We start from the raw sequence: 15,056 nt of genomic DNA, 5'->3' as shown, positions 1-15,056 counted from the left end.
CAATGGGCAATCCTCACCACCCTCCAATCTGCCCATCCATCCAGGATGATCGATTAATGAGGAATTGTTTAAGGCTCTGAATGGACTGATCATAGTTGACTCCGATTCCTTGGTCCCATTTTGCATAGTTGCGCTTCACCGCACCGTTTTTCTGTAATAAGGCAACCATTTCATCCACAGTGGATGTGAGCGTAGCAGTACTCAATTCACTTTTTCTCAGAGCTGTCCATCTCTCTTTCACCGCTCTCTTAAACTGGGGATCTGCCAAAAGCCTGTCCCACCAAAAGGGAACCATCCAGGGGTCATTTTTGACATAGTCATTATAATTGATCACAAAATCTGTATCGGGAATTCGCTTTGCCTCATCAAAGCCGATGTTAAAATCCCATACAGGTCCCATGGCAAGCTTTCCGTCTCTGTCTTTTTGTAGAAAAGTACTGATGCGATAGGCGTCGACATTGCGACAGAGCTCATTGATGATGAAATAGTCTACGAAAGATCTTACATCGATAAATTGGGTATAGGTCCGTGCCTCGGTTCCGAAATCGTCAGCCAACAATGCCTTTTCAAAGTCTAAAATGTAATTTGAAATAAAGGTTTTTTGGGCAGGGGTAATGTTTTCAGCTTTGGGATATTCGTAATTGAAATAAGTCTCCAAAAATTGCTGTGGATGATAAGGGGGCTGAAAGGCCGGAAAACTGAGCGGTTTCCCAAAAATATCAAAAGCACTTCTAAAACTGTTTTGCGAGGTGTATCGCGCATCGTCATTCCAATTGCTCATGAAGTAAGACAGAGGCTTCCCGTCATGTTCCGGTCCTGCATCGCTTTTATCTATTTTGAGAATGTAGCCCCCTGTCAGATTTGTTGCTGTGGCATTCAGGGATTTGATATCGATCCGATTGGAATCCCGTTTCAGCTTTTCACAGAAAAAATAGAGCCCAAGGTATTCTCCATTTACCTCCACTTCTACAAACTTGCCGCGGCTGGCATACTTTCCGATTTTCCTGCTTAGCTCATAGGCGACAGAATTATAAATCAATGATTTATCCCAAATGTATTTATCCTTGAGATTGACCACATGTCCGATCAGTCTCCAATCCTCCTCCTCCGGCATACCGAAAAATGAAACATCCATCCCTTCTCCTGAGGCATCCACCGTTTCTAAATTGAACCCCCTTTTGTCCGAAAGCCGAAATGAGGTCTTTCCCCTGAACTCAATGTCAATCTTTTGCTCCTGAACCAGTTTTTTGCGTTGATAGATTTTCATCGTAGCCAGCACCCCCGGCTCGTAGGGAATCTCAGCACCTCGGGTGTCAATCACCAAATAGGGCAACTCACTTTGCTCGGTATCAATCGCGAACAGCTGTCCATCATCACCTTTTGATACAGGCTGTTCAAATGGCTCTTTACAATTGACAAAAAGCAAAAGTGAAACTAGCCAAATCAGCCAATAAGAGGAATGAAGCGAACTTTTCTTACGCATGGATTTATTGTTTCGGGAAAATTAAAACTTCTTAGGCAATGAGGCAGGGAATAGACTTTGACTTTTCAAAAATCCCTGAGTTATTTTGGAAACGAAGCATTCAGAGATAAGTTGAAAAATCCCCCGGATCAAAAAATAAAAACGATCACGTATTTGATTTTGCCCAAAACTCCAACTTTTAAAGACATCCTAGTTCAACATAGAAGTTTGAAAACATTCTTACTACAGGCTTTCCAACATACTCATCAACTTACCTCTTACCTCTCCTGCCAAAGGTTCAATTGCAGGATTCTGTACAGCTGACATCGCCGCAATGGGGTCCATAATAGCTACCTCAAACTCTGAATTTCCCAATCCACGGATCGTCACATTGCAGGGCAAAAGCGTGCCGATATGAGGCTCGGCTGTTAAGACTTTATCTGCAAAAACCGGATTGCAGGCCCCCAAAATCAGATAAGGAGGATAGTCCTTGTCTAATTTCTTCTTCATAGTTACCTGGATGTCGATTTCGGTCAGAATCCCAAAGCCTACCTCTTTTAAGGCGGCTTCCACTTTACTTCTTAAAGAAGCCAAGTCTGGGGATGTTACGGTTTTGGACTGATAGTATGACATGGTATTTTTGGTTTAATGTGTGAAAATTCAGATTCTTTGAAATAAGCAAACGGTATAATTTTGAGGTATGCCCGCAGGGGTGATGTGGTCGTAATTGATTCCTTCCATCAGACTAAATTCATGAGAAAAAAACTCCTCCACCCACATCGATAATCGGATCTTCTGGAGAAACTTTGGATTTGGCGATGAAATCCAAGGAAATCTGAGGCCTCTCCTGATGCCAGCCTACCTTAGTGGTGTCCTTGGCTTGGTAGATATTTTGCCAATGTTCTACAAGGTTTTGTCCCATAAACCGGTGAATTAATCACCAAGTTGGCTATCAAATAATTGATTTACCGTAACCCAAATCACATAGGGGAAAAGATTCTTAATTCATCGACTTCTTTGGTAGAAATAAAAAACTTGAACTATCTGAAGAATTTCGGATTTGAATTAAAAAAAATGGGCTCCCGGATAAACCGAAAGCCCGATATTTTTATTCAAAAAAATTAACTTTTACCAAGGCTTATTTGTCCCTTGTGTAATCCAGGTTTTTGACCATTGATTATTAGCTCCCCGACCACCTTCATACGGGGTCACTTCCAGGCGATTGATAGCTTTAGTCACTTCATTGTTATTGAAATTGATTTCATTGCCACCATAGATAAATCGGACAGGCAATACTGGTTCGGGAGAGGCCGGACCGGGTTTAAGTTCCGGGAAACCAGTTCTTCGGAAGTCAAACCAAGCCTCCCCGGCGTTGGTCCAGCTAGCGATCCATTTTTGCTCAATGACCTGCTTGATAGTGCCATTGAATTTTACTTTTGGCTGCGCGATAAAGTCAGCAAATCTGTTGTCTACACCCCAAGTTTTGAGTGAAGCCCGGATTCCATTTTGATAGTGGCTTTCTGCATTTCCTGCCGAATAACCTTTCAGAGCCGCCTCAGCCAAAATAAAATACACTTCCGAGGCAGAAATAATTCTTGCTTTAAGCAGGGCATGTTTAGCCTGACGATATACATCGGCCAGTTGTGAGGCATGTTGATTTTCCAGCGTTTGACCCGGAGTTGGGTTTCGATTATGCTCAGATGGCGCTACCAGTCCGGGTGGCAATCCCACATAGTTGCGTGTGTCCAGCTTATATCCCAAAAGATCGGGGTTATAGTGCCGTGTAAACTTATTTCCTGCTGCAATTTGGGCTACATATTGATCATCAGTAAGGGACACGGTGCCTTGCTGCAGTACTCCATTTCTCCGGATAAAAGGGTCCGTTGCAGTGCTTAGTGTTTTATCCTCTACCCATTGGCAGTGAACTTCTCTAAACCAAACCCGTACTCTTGGATCCTGATTTTCCAACATCGGATTGAGAAGGGTAGTACTAGGTTTCAGTCGTCGAAAATTTGAACCGGCATCAAAGGAAGCCGCTGTAGGCCAAGAATCTCCAGCAGATGCGCCGATGAAATCCATCACCACGTCCTCAGAGGCATCCGAAATGTAGACTCCCGAACTTACCACCTGCTCGACTCCGGATTTGGCTAGTGCCGGAATTTTTTCAGACAAACGCATGGAGTATCGAAGTAGCAGCGAATTGGCGAATTTATGCCAACGAGTCACATTGCCTCCAAAGTAAACATCATACTGCGCAATCACTGAGGCGTTATTTGCAGATGCAAATATGACTGAGGCTGCCTTTAGGTCTTCAATAATCCCCCTATAAATCACTTCCTGACTATCAAATGCAGGTAACTGATTTTCAAGTCCAGGCTGACTGCCTTGCAGTGCTTTGGTATAAGGAGCATCGCCCCACAGATCTGTAATCATCCCGAAAATCAAAGATTTCATCGTCAATCCCACAGCTTTGTGGAAAGGTGAATTAGTCTCTTCAGCCCGCTGAATCATAAACTGATTAGTTCGCAATAGTCCGTACCATCCACTCCAGTCTTGCAGTCCCCAATCGTAGTGATTGTGTCCTCCATTCCAACCATCTTTTTGTGTATGCTGGACTACCCCAGCCAAATCCTGATAACCCAGATTAAGAATGTTCTGCCCTACTCCGACCAAAACCGTAGGCATCAGCATGTTCACATTCGCATTGGATGGAGAGACACCGTTAGGGTTATCGTTGATTTCATCAAGGTCTTTACATCCTCCGACGATGAGAGAAAAAACCAAGATCAAGGTTCCTAATTTTATATTTAAATTGTTCATGACTTGTGATTTTTCAGGTGATTAAAAGTTTGCGCTGAACTTGAATCCAAATGGCATGGTCCAAGGATTGACATTTTGAAGCTCAATACCCTGCCGGAAAAGATTGGCCGAGTCTCCTTGCTTAGAACCTGTTACCTGGAAAGCACGCTCCGGATCGATACCGATGTCAGCCTTGGTCCACAGGATCAGGTTACGGGTGTACACCGAAACATGAGCACTCTGAAATCCCTTTAGATTTGGAAGCTGGTACCCGATGGAGAACTCTCGCATTTTCAGGAAAGATGCATCAAAAGTGATTTGCTGATTGTAGCTCCAAGGATATCCGGAAGAGGCAGGATAAATTCTCGTGCCCGGACCACCAAGATGCTCTACATACTCCCCTTGTGCATTGAGGATGACTCCGGGTATAAATACTCCATCGTCCCCAGCGGCGCCCATATTGACCGGCATGCCGCCTGTGTCTTTGGTATATCCACCTACCCTTGGGTAATTACCGTTTCTTGGAATAATGTATTTGCCCGGATTAGACTTCAGCAGCTTGATCAATTCTTCCTGCGAATACAATCCCCCAGGGATCAAGAGACCCATCTGTCGGGCTGATTTCCAGTCAGATTCACCATATCGATAGGTGTAGGACATAAATTCTCCACCTAGTCTGAGGTCAAAACTCATATCGAGCGTAAATCGCTTATAACTCAATTTCGATTGAGCTCCGATAATTACGTCAGGATTAAAATTTCCTACTTTTCGACGATCTTCTCTACCATTCTTAGGGATCCAAGAACCATTGGCATTCAAGATTGGCCATCCGAAGTAAGGTGAATTTTTATCCTCCACAGTAGCAAATCCCCTACTGTAAAGGTCACCGATTTGCCCGCCTACAAAGGTGGAAGCGCCACCATTATTATCATCCCATAAGGTGATGAAGTCCATGCCGTCAGCCAGCCTATCCAGCGTGGTTCGTATTCGGGTAAAGTTGGCATTGATATCCCAAGTAAGTCCATTATTACGCTTAATAGGGGTTACTCCGATCTGAATTTCCCAACCTTTGGAAGAGATGAGACCAGCATTGACCTGCTTCTGTGCAAACCCTGATGAAGCCGGGGTAGGTACACTCAGAATTTGGTTTTCGTTTTTCTGATAAAAATAGGTTCCCTCGAATCTCACCCGATTATCCCAAAGATTGAAGTCTAATCCCAGTTCTTGAGAAGTATTAATCTCCGGCTTCAGGTTGGGGTTAAGGAGTGTTCCAGGGTAATTGGTAGTAATGAGGGTGCCCCAATTGGAAGTACCTAATACCGGGTCCAAAGCGTAAGGATTGGTATCGTTACCTGCTTGTGCAAAACCCGCCCTAAACTTCAGCATGGAGATGGATTCGGGTAGATTGAAGGTATAGTTTGCAAGCCAGCTAAGTGATACCGAGGGATAAAAATAGGATCGGTTATTAGCCGGAAGCGTGCTGGACCAGTCATTTCTACCCGAAATATCCAAATACAATTGATCCATATAACCCAATGAAGCAACTCCAAAAACAGAATAAATGGCTTTTTCGGAATCAAAATTGGAATACCTCAAACCTGTATTGGGAATGTTGCTGATTCGATACAGTCCCGGTACGATCAAGCCTGCATTAGGAGCGCTACCCATGTAATTGTCCCGATAAAACTGCCGCATGATGTTACCCCCTCCATTTAACGAAAGGTTGAAATTGGAAAAGGACTTGGTATAGGTGGTCAGAAATTCAATATTGCTTTCTGTTCGTCCAATATCCTGAAGGTGATAGGCACCTCTTCTTTCCCGGGTGTAGGACCAAGGAATTTTGGTTTCCCTGTTTTCAGTATAGGTATCCAGCGTCATTCTTACATAGGAGGACAGGGTCTCTGTCCACTTATAGTCCATTTTGACATTTCCAAAAACTCTGTCTCTGACGAATCCATTATTGATCCCATAGGCAATAAAATACGGATTGTCATGATTGACGGAAACAGTTTTCTGTTGAATACCCTCCTGTCCTTCCAGCCAGTAATCTTTGAGATCATTAATATTCACATGGGACCAATTGTACACTGCCTCCAATGGGTTTGCCCCTCGGTTGGTAGTGGCCGCACGGTTGTTGGATTGGGATCGGGAGAGATTTATGTCAGCGCTTAAGGAGAGTTTTGGGCTAAACTGATAGGAATTGGAGATGGTCAGGTTGTTTCGGTGGAGATCTGTATTGGGGATCATTCCATCATGTATCATGTTGGTAAAACCCAATCTGTAGGTCGCTTTGTCGGTAGATCCTGCGACACTCACTGAGTTGGTTGAGGTCACCCCGGTCTCCAGAAAATTCCGCATATTGTCAGGATACGATCTAAGCTCAGTTGGAATTTTTTTTCCGTCTGATCCTACAGGACTATTCCACTGCACTGCGGTGATTCCTTGATCGAGCGGCAATCCTGCCCAATAAGCCGATCGCTCATCCAACAGGAAAGTGCGATTTCCATTGGCATATTTATAATGGAAGTCCAAAAACCGATAGGGTTTTTCGAACACATTACTTGTAGTCACATTTACACGCAGAGACTCTCCTTTCCGACCTTTTTTGGTGGTGATCAAAATCACACCATTGCCTGCACGTGAACCATAAAGGGCCGCAGCACTGGGACCTTTGAGCACCGTGATATCTTGAATATCTTCCGGGCTAAGATCGGATATGGGATTCCCATAATCCACCTCGTTTCGATCCCCCATGTTACGGACATTGTTCATCGTATTGGATACCGGGACTCCGTCGATCACGAATAGCGGTTGATTGTCGCTGCTGAGTGAAGTGGCTCCACGAATGATCACACTGGTGGAGGAACCAACCCCGCTCATCTGGTTGATCGAAACCCCGGCAACTCGCCCTGCAAGTGCATTGATCGGGTTTTCTTGAGCTACTGTACGTAGATCTTCCCCTTTAACTTCACCTACCGAATAGCCGAGAGAACGCTTTTCCCGCTCGATCCCGAGCGCAGTTACCACTACTTCACTCATTGCTTGGATATTTTCTTCCATCGCCAAATTCAGCGTAGACTGGCCCGCAAGGGTGATTTCCGCGGACACATATCCGATGTATGAAAAGATCAAAACCGGTTGAGAACTCCTAAGTGTCAGTGTATAGTTGCCGTCAATATCGGTCACTGTGCCATTAGATGTGCCTTTTTCCAAAATAGTCACCCCGGGCAATGGCAATCCATCCGATTTGGAAGTGATTTTTCCGCTGACAGTGGCTTGGGTTTGAAAAAAATCCTCATCAAAAACAGAGGAACCATTAGGCTTAGCCTCTGCCAATAGCGGCAAATGCATGGCAAAACCCAGCATCAATCCCAGCGTAATCCTCCGGGAGATATTGAGTTTGAACAGGTAAATGTTTTTTTTCATAATGAGTTGTGTTGGGTAGGGATGGTTAGGAATTCTGATTGCTTTTGGGCTTACTTTTATTTAGTTCTGAAGTGGAGTCATCTTCAAAAAACCGATCAAAAACCCGCCGAAAAGCTTCCTCATAGGATTCGATTTGCTTGGGGTCTTCCAGACCCTCCAAAAACAAATCAAACTCCTCCCGGGAAATCTCCCCCGATTCAAGTTTTTTGATCAATACCGATGCATCTGGTTTAGTCATACCGATCTCTTTCATGTGTTTAAAATTGATTTTTTAAGGTCACATGGAATGCCCTGAAAAATCATTCCCCTATGTGAGAAGCTTTTATCATGGGCATTTCACAGGGGATACTCATTCACTTAAAAAAAGGACTACCCGATTTCCTTCTTTTCGAATAGTCTATTTTGTTTTTTCGTGAGTATCATTTTAAAAAATCCATCACCCGACTTTCGCACATGAAGTATCTTTCGTCTCGCTTGAATTTTTATTCATTTTTCACTTTTTATCTACTTAGCTTCTGTAGCCCTAAAAATCCGGCACTCCCGGACCTCAGGTCAACGGTGGATGGGATAGTGACACGTCTTTATGAAAATATCCCAGCTGACAGTCTCAACCTCCTTACCGAGGAATTTTTGCTGGGCTATCTCAGTGATAAAGAAAAGTCAGTATTGAGCACTCGGTATTGGGTGTTGGAAGTCAACCAGCCTGTAAGGATCTCCCTGATGCGGCACGTGGACCAGAAAATGGTTCCTTTCTGGCTTTCCAGCTCAGGTTTTGAAAAGACCGACCTCCTCGTGAAAAATGAGCTTTATACTTATGAAGTATGGCAAAAGGAAGAACATTCCGGGAAAATAAACCTTGGAATAAATGGTCTGGACAAGCACCGACCGGTATTTTTCATCAGTATTGCTCCATTGGAAAAAAATGAAATGCTGGAAATCAAACCGATTTTCCCAGCTAATCAGCATTTTGAAACATTGGAACCGGGGGCTTTCACCTACCACGACTGGGATGGGCTCAAGATCACCGAAGTCCCAGCTGCGCTTTTAGGAGATAAGCTTTTGACCACGATACGAGGACGAGCCAGAGAGGCCCATCTCATAGATGCCTTTCGCAGCACGGATTTTCCATCCTCAAACTTGCCGGATCTTACGGTGCTTCATTGGGATTCTGATCCCAAAACCTCCATTTCGATCAACTGGCGAACTGGTCCAAACTTGAAACATGGTCTAGTGAACTATTGGATCAAAGGGAGCACAGACACACTTTCCCAAAATTCCACTTGGCAGGAAATCGAAGATAGACTGCTCCAAAATGACCGATTTACACTCCGGCACACGGCACGGCTGAGAGGACTCAAGCCAGGTACTGCCTATGAATACCGGGTCAGTGCCGGGACTGAGCAGGCAAATGTATTTTCATTTGAAACTGAACCTGCGGTGCACAATAATTTTTCTTTTATCTGGTTTGGAGACATGCATAATGATCCCAAAACAGGTCAATTGGTACAAGATGCCACCCGACGTTTTCCTGAGACTAAATTTTATATTTCCTCTGGAGACTTAGTCAATACAGGCTTGCACCGGGATGATTGGGACAAGCTTTTTTCCTACACCCGTGAAAGCTTTGCACAGCGTCCCTTCATGCCAGTACCTGGCAACCATGATTCTCAGGATGGCTTGGGCGCAGGAATGTTTCAGGCGCAATTTGATCTTCCATCCAATGGCCCGGGAGAAGAATATGCCGAGCGAACTTACTTTTTCCGCTACGGAGAGGTGCTTTTCCTGATGATGGACGGCACACTTTCTATTTCGGATCAAGCGGCCTGGCTGGACAAAACCCTAGCTGAAAATCCTGCCCGATGGAAGTTTCTGACAGTACACTTTCCAGCCTACAATTCAGTGGAGCCCTATCTTGAGATTCAGGATTCCTGGATTCCGATTTTGGAAAAGCACGATGTAGACTTGTATTTCAGCGGGCATTTTCACTACTACATGCGTTCCAAACCATTGAAGGAATTCAAACCCGGATCGGAGTCCAATTTGATTTTTGTGCATTCGGCTTCCGCGCATGGCAAGGGTTTCGAAAGCGACAAGCAAGATCAATCCTTCACGGTACTTTCCTATCCTGACGACTACCTCTTTCAAAAAATAGATATCCAAGGCAATTCCCTGACGCTGAGCTCCTATCTCGCCGATGGAAAGCTCTTAGATCAATTCACCATCAGGAAGTAAAACACAAAGTGTATCAACAATCATTCACATCGACTCTATTGAAAAATCTGTGATTTTTTCTGTGTTTCATCTCTGGGAAATTTTCTAAGACTTCAAAACGAACTGACTAAAATCGGGTCTGCATTCCCGGTATTCCCTCATGTAGCGAAGAGGAAATCGCGCCTAATAAAATTATAAGTGCCAAAATCAGGAAAAATAGCCTCCAGATCCCTTTCGCCTCGATTCCATCTGATTGAAATTGAGCGGAGCTTTTGGGAGCCAAATACCAGATCAGGCCAAAGTTGACCAAGTACAAAAATTGCTCTGAACGATACCCACTCATAAAGGACCCCGTGATCAAAAACGTATACGCTAAATAGGCTAAAAACAAGACCCAGCAAGCAGTCTGAAGGACAGAAAAGGTGGTTTCAGCCAGATTGTTTTTGAGGTCCTGTCCTTTTTTCCAAGCAAAGCCCACCAAGCCCAACCAGATCAAAAAGGCCGCAGCAGGTATGGCCTTCGCCCAGAATTCCATCTGTGCGGGAGCTGTTTTTTCCAGCATGGCACTGATATCTTTTTCCCAAAAACTCTGCTCCCATACGAAAAAAGGAATCACCACCGCCAGACCAAAAAGAGGCCACACAGCCTTTTTGCTTGACTTTTTGATAGGTTCCCAGTGGGAGGTCAATGCCCCGTAGGCCATTCCAATCCCTCCAAAAAAGCCCAGAGAATATTCCATTACATTCCAGAAATTGAATTTGATCCCTGAAAGTTGGCCGATAGTCTGAAGGAAATTGCCAAAACCAAATCCAAATCCTGCTCCCAAACCGGAAAACACCGCCACCCGTAGTGCATTTCGATGCCCACTCCGGTAAAGAAAATATGCCAGAGCCAATGCCGAACCGGCACAGATCCCCCAAGCTTCGGAACGCGGGGGGGTCATCAACCAGCCCAATTGCTCAATAATAAAAAAGTAAAAAATCAAGCCTCCTACAGTCAATTCCACTGCGACCTGATGCCATGGCACCCGTTTTTCTTCCGAATCCGTCAGCCCTAATCCAAAGAGACCTCCACCCAGAAAACCATACAATCCTCCCACCACAAAAAGACTCAAAAGGCCATAGGAGGCATTCATGAAATCGGAGGATTTACCATAGCCGACCAGCACGCCATAGCTCATCATCCCACCCAATCCCCAACCTATCGCTCCAAAAAAGGCCGCCTTTAGACCAGTCTCTGCCCATTCTTCCCTTCTGGAAACCAACACGAGCAGCAGACAAGCGATCGCTCCGGCCCAGGCTGCTCCTTGCTCATGGCCAAATTGACCACGAATAGCCCAAGTGGTACCCAAAGTCATGGCGGTAAGAAGAATCGGGAGCAGATTTGATTTTCGCATAGGACTTTTCTATAGATTACCTTCCGCACTCCAAAAAAGGCTACTTTAATGCTTTTTCAACTCGAATTTTTTCTGCGGCTCTTTTTCGGTATTCCACGGGCGTACATCCCATCACTTGTCTGAATTGCCTGGAGATATTTTTACTGTCCGGAAAACCCATTTCTAGCGCAATTTCAAAAACCGAAAGCTCACTGCTCACCAGTTTTTGTGCGAGTTTTTCGATTCTGAGTTTGAAAATGTATTTATAGACAGGATACCCTGTGACTTCCAAAAAGCGCTTCTCCAGGGACCTTCTGGACATGGGTACTTCCTTCACAATTTGGTCAACCAGGAGATTCTGGTCGATGTTTTTATGAATAAAATCCAATACTGTGGCTACGTAATTGTCCTGAGAGGCATAAATATCGGTAGAGTTGCGCGTGACCACTTTCAGTGGAGGTACCAAAATATCCCTGTAAAACTTCACCCTACCCGTAATCATCAAGTCCATCGCCCGGGCAGTATCATATCCAGCCCGTTCGATGTCGAGTTCAATGCTGGAAAGTGGCGGATCTGAGAGCTCACAAAGCATCACGTCATTGTCCACTCCCAATACTGCTACTTCCTGAGGTACCCGAATGTTGTTTTGTTTGCAGGCTTCAGTGATATGTACTCCCTGATTATCATCGCAAGCCATCAAGGCAATGGGCTTGGGAAGGCTTTTCAGCCATTTGCTCAGGGAATTGCTTTTGTAATACCATAGGTCAGTAGAACGTGCTTTTTTGTGTTCAAAGTAATGAACATGAAAACCCGCCTGATTGACCGTCGATTCAAAACCCTCTGCCCTTTCCCTAGACCACACGATGTTTTTGAATCCATAAAATGCAAATTGGGTATAGCCTTTATTCAAAAAATACTCCGCACCAAGTTTGCCTGTCTCCCGATATTGCCCGGTAATATTGGGGATAAACCTGAACCGTTCTTTAAAGTCCTGCGCAATCATCGGAAGGGGGGATTGGTACAGATCATTCTCCATCTCATTATAGAGCTGACCGATGATCCCATGCGCCTTCCAATCCTTGGCCCAGTTCAAAATCCCTTTGACTCCCAGCGTCTCCCGATAGTACAAGGGCATCCGGCAGAAGCTCCAATGCCCATGCTCAGCCGAGTACTTACTGATCCCCTTCAGCAGGCATTTACTGTATTCTTCGGCAAAGTCCAAGAGCAAAATAATCTTATACATAGTTTAACTTTTTGAAAAAAGATCCTTCAGTGATTTTACCCGGGCATTGCTCACCAAGGGCTTGGCCCAGATACCCACTGAGAAAATATAAGCCAGCGGCAAAAACAAAAAAAACATCGCCGACTGCAATCCCATCCAATCTGCCAAACCTCCCACGATCAGCGGCATCACCGCCCCACCCATAATCCCCGAGCAAAGAATCCCCGCCAAAGAACCATGTGCAAAATCGACCGAATTGAGCGCTAAAGAAATCAATATCGACCACATCACCGACAGGAAAAACCCGCTCAAGGCAAAGGCTACCAACACCATATCCCCTGACCCCAGCAAACCAAATCCCAGGCAGCCCATTGCTCCAAGCGAAAAAAAAATCAAAACCCGCTTGCTGTCCATCAACTTCAGCAGCACCAAGCCCAACAAACAACCCACAGTCAACAAGCCCCAAAAATAGGAAATCACCTGTGCTCCGGTGGTGGCCGGGTCTACCCCATGATAATCCTGCAAATATTGGCTGACCCAGTTGGCGATCCCCTGCTCGGTCCCCACATAGCAAAAGATTCCAAGGAAAAACAGCCAGACCTTGCTTTGCCTCAGTAATCGTCTCAGATCACCCCCCAAATCAACTTTTTCATCGGATTTCAGTTCCACTTCGGGGAAATTCACCCGGCTGATCACCAGAAACATCAGCAAAGCGATCACTGCAAAAAGGAAATACACCGAGACCCATGGCATGGATTCGGGTACCCAATTTTCCAGCATTCGGATCAGGAAAAAGTCATTTCCTGAAAATAAATTCTGAACCAGATAGCTGTAAAGCCAGGGACTCAAAAAAGATGCTGCCCCAAAGGCCAGCTGTCCCAAGACCGAATTGAACGCAAAATGCTCCTCTCCTCCGGCTACCCGAAGCAGCGGATTGATCACCACCTGAAGCATGGCCATGCCTACTCCGATTATAAAGAGCGAAATCAAGGCAAACTGAAACTCCGGATTCAGTGCAAAAATCAAAGCTCCCAAGGCCCCCAGGAAAAACGCCGACATAAGGATACGCTTTTCCCGATATTTCTCTACCAATAGTCCCGATGGCAAAGACATCACACCATACGCTACAAAAAAAGAAAAAGGTAAAAATCCCGCTAGTCCCAGGCTGAGGGAGAAACTCGAAATCAGATCCGGAATGATCGGTCCAAGGATATTAGACATCAGCGAAATGACGAAAAATATCAAAAAGATCAACAGCAGGATCAGGGTTCGTTGCTTCATAGTGCCGGGATTGAGGGTGTGCATCTTCAATATACAAAAGCCCAGAAGTAAAAAAATCCTGATTGGGCAGGAGATTTGATTTTTAGCAACAAAATAAAATTTCGACAAAAGAATAGCCTGATTTGGAAACAATAAGGTAATATTCAAGACAAACCATCATTATTCCCCCATTTCCCATGCATTCAAAACGGTATTTCGCTTCATTTTCCATGATCCTGGCCAGCCTTGTTTTGGCTTGCTCCTCTCCCAAATCAGAATCTGAATCCAGCGCGATTCCACCCACAGTAACACTTCAGGAAGTAGGCCGGAGCATGATCTTTGATTCCCATCCGGGTTTTGCTCAGGCCCATGCCTCTACTGTGGAATCTCTCGGAAATGGAAGCTACCTCGTGGCTTGGTTTGGGGGCTCCTATGAAAAACACGACGATGTGGGCATTTGGATGGCCAAAGGAGATGGCAACACCTGGTCTGAACCCCGAGTAATAGCCAAAGTCCGAAATGATCCGCATTGGAACCCGGTGTTTCACAAGGATAAGGATGGCAAAATGATTCTATTCTTCAAAGTCGGCAAAGAAATCGACCATTGGGAAACTTGGACCCAATACTCGGAAGATGCCGGTGAAACTTGGTCAGCCGCCACCGAACTCGTACCCGGAGACAAGGGCGGACGAGGGCCCGTTCGCAATCATCTGACGACTCTTTCCGATGGTACCTGGCTGGCACCTTCCTCTCATGAGCTGAAAAAAGTCTGGAATGCCTTTGTCGACCGCAGCACCGATCAGGGAAAAACTTGGGAACGTACTCCCTATTTCGAAATCGACCGAAACCTGATTCCTGAGGAAGGGATAATTCAACCCTCTGCTTGGGAATCCGCTCCTGGCCAAGTTCACCTGTTGATCCGTAGTTCTGCCGGTAAAATCGCCCGCACAGATTCCAATGACGGAGGCAAAACTTGGGCTCCTGTGTACCTCACCGACCTGCCAAATAACAACAGTGCAATTGAAGTCGCTCATCTGGGTGGAGAAAAAATCGCGCTGCTCTACAATCCCGTGGAAGGCAATTGGGGCGACCGAAACATCATTGAACTGGCCATATCCCTGGACAACGGCAAGACTTGGCCTGTTCGACATACGGTGGAAGAAACTCCCGATCCGGATGGTGAGTTTTCCTATCCATCGCTGATTTTGGATGGAGACCATCTGGTCTACACCTATACTTGGAACCGCAAGAAAGTGGCCTTTGGCAAAGTGAAAATCGAAGGACTGAAATAACTATAACTA

11 protein-coding genes are annotated in these 15,056 nt (G+C 45.3%); 2 read left to right on the top strand and 9 right to left on the bottom strand.

Annotation, left to right across the window (positions count from 1 at the left end; genetic code table 11):
* Positions 1–13 precede the first annotated feature (13 nt).
* The 6 genes from Q8M62_RS05535 to Q8M62_RS05510 form a co-directional block, all read right to left on the bottom strand.
* Positions 14–1,483, bottom strand: a complete 1,470-nt coding sequence (locus tag Q8M62_RS05535; protein WP_304899876.1) for a CotH kinase family protein — start codon at positions 1,481–1,483, stop codon at positions 14–16.
* A gap of 222 nt (positions 1,484–1,705) precedes the next feature.
* Entirely contained in the window at positions 1,706–2,095 is a 390-nt protein-coding gene (locus Q8M62_RS05530) for a DUF302 domain-containing protein (protein ID WP_304899877.1), read from the bottom strand.
* 118 nt (positions 2,096–2,213) lie between these two features.
* Entirely contained in the window at positions 2,214–2,384 is a 171-nt protein-coding gene (locus Q8M62_RS05525; RefSeq protein ID WP_304899878.1) for a hypothetical protein, read from the bottom strand.
* A 206-nt stretch (positions 2,385–2,590) separates the two neighbouring features.
* Complete coding sequence (locus tag Q8M62_RS05520; protein ID WP_304899879.1) at positions 2,591–4,282, bottom strand: SusD/RagB family nutrient-binding outer membrane lipoprotein; 1,692 nt, start codon at positions 4,280–4,282, stop codon at positions 2,591–2,593.
* Between the two features lie 21 nt (positions 4,283–4,303).
* On the bottom strand, positions 4,304–7,687 hold the full coding sequence (locus tag Q8M62_RS05515; RefSeq protein WP_304899880.1) for a SusC/RagA family TonB-linked outer membrane protein: 3,384 nt from the start codon (positions 7,685–7,687) through the stop codon (positions 4,304–4,306).
* 25 nt (positions 7,688–7,712) lie between these two features.
* Complete coding sequence (locus Q8M62_RS05510) at positions 7,713–7,940, bottom strand: hypothetical protein (protein WP_304899881.1); 228 nt, start codon at positions 7,938–7,940, stop codon at positions 7,713–7,715.
* A 200-nt stretch (positions 7,941–8,140) separates the two neighbouring features.
* Here Q8M62_RS05510 and Q8M62_RS05505 point away from each other — a divergent pair, with 200 nt between their 5' ends.
* Positions 8,141–9,919, top strand: coding sequence for a metallophosphoesterase family protein (locus tag Q8M62_RS05505; protein WP_304899882.1), 1,779 nt, complete (start codon positions 8,141–8,143; stop codon positions 9,917–9,919).
* Between the two features lie 106 nt (positions 9,920–10,025).
* Here the strand turns inward: Q8M62_RS05505 and Q8M62_RS05500 are convergent, their stop codons facing one another.
* The 3 genes from Q8M62_RS05500 to Q8M62_RS05490 are packed head-to-tail and all read right to left on the bottom strand — an operon-like array spanning position 10,026 to position 13,776.
* Positions 10,026–11,294: a photosystem II biosynthesis protein gene (locus Q8M62_RS05500; RefSeq protein WP_304899883.1), complete on the bottom strand. Its 1,269-nt coding sequence runs from the start codon at positions 11,292–11,294 to the stop codon at positions 10,026–10,028.
* Positions 11,295–11,334: 40 nt separating this feature from the next.
* The gene (locus tag Q8M62_RS05495) at positions 11,335–12,516 is read right to left on the bottom strand and encodes a DNA-binding transcriptional regulator (RefSeq protein WP_304899884.1); all 1,182 of its coding nucleotides are present in this window, start codon (positions 12,514–12,516) and stop codon (positions 11,335–11,337) included.
* A 3-nt stretch (positions 12,517–12,519) separates the two neighbouring features.
* Positions 12,520–13,776: an MFS transporter gene (locus tag Q8M62_RS05490; RefSeq protein WP_304899885.1), complete on the bottom strand. Its 1,257-nt coding sequence runs from the start codon at positions 13,774–13,776 to the stop codon at positions 12,520–12,522.
* A 176-nt stretch (positions 13,777–13,952) separates the two neighbouring features.
* On the opposite strand from Q8M62_RS05490, the gene Q8M62_RS05485 reads away from it, so the two are divergent.
* Complete coding sequence (locus Q8M62_RS05485) at positions 13,953–15,047, top strand: exo-alpha-sialidase (protein WP_304899886.1); 1,095 nt, start codon at positions 13,953–13,955, stop codon at positions 15,045–15,047.
* Positions 15,048–15,056 lie beyond the last annotated feature (9 nt).

This window comes from Algoriphagus sp., assembly GCF_030694375.1.
Classification (GTDB): Bacteria; Bacteroidota; Bacteroidia; order Cytophagales; family Cyclobacteriaceae; genus Algoriphagus.
Note: the sequence above shows the minus strand (reverse complement) of the source record. Positions and strands in the feature narration are given on the sequence as shown.

Excerpts from the sequence above, each read along its gene's own strand:
- Q8M62_RS05490 (WP_304899885.1), bottom strand. The coding sequence starts at position 13,776 with ATGAAGCAACGAACCCTGATCCTGCTGTTGATCTTTTTGATATTTTTC.
- Q8M62_RS05515 (WP_304899880.1), bottom strand. The coding sequence starts at position 7,687 with ATGAAAAAAAACATTTACCTGTTCAAACTCAATATCTCCCGGAGGATT.
- Q8M62_RS05495 (WP_304899884.1), bottom strand. The coding sequence starts at position 12,516 with ATGTATAAGATTATTTTGCTCTTGGACTTTGCCGAAGAATACAGTAAA.
- Q8M62_RS05510 (WP_304899881.1), bottom strand. The coding sequence starts at position 7,940 with ATGAAAGAGATCGGTATGACTAAACCAGATGCATCGGTATTGATCAAA.
- Q8M62_RS05485 (WP_304899886.1), top strand. The coding sequence starts at position 13,953 with ATGCATTCAAAACGGTATTTCGCTTCATTTTCCATGATCCTGGCCAGC.
- Q8M62_RS05505 (WP_304899882.1), top strand. The coding sequence starts at position 8,141 with ATGAAGTATCTTTCGTCTCGCTTGAATTTTTATTCATTTTTCACTTTT.
- Q8M62_RS05535 (WP_304899876.1), bottom strand. The coding sequence starts at position 1,483 with ATGCGTAAGAAAAGTTCGCTTCATTCCTCTTATTGGCTGATTTGGCTA.
- Q8M62_RS05500 (WP_304899883.1), bottom strand. The coding sequence starts at position 11,294 with ATGCGAAAATCAAATCTGCTCCCGATTCTTCTTACCGCCATGACTTTG.
- Q8M62_RS05525 (WP_304899878.1), bottom strand. The coding sequence starts at position 2,384 with ATGGGACAAAACCTTGTAGAACATTGGCAAAATATCTACCAAGCCAAG.
- Q8M62_RS05520 (WP_304899879.1), bottom strand. The coding sequence starts at position 4,282 with ATGAACAATTTAAATATAAAATTAGGAACCTTGATCTTGGTTTTTTCT.
- Q8M62_RS05530 (WP_304899877.1), bottom strand. The coding sequence starts at position 2,095 with ATGTCATACTATCAGTCCAAAACCGTAACATCCCCAGACTTGGCTTCT.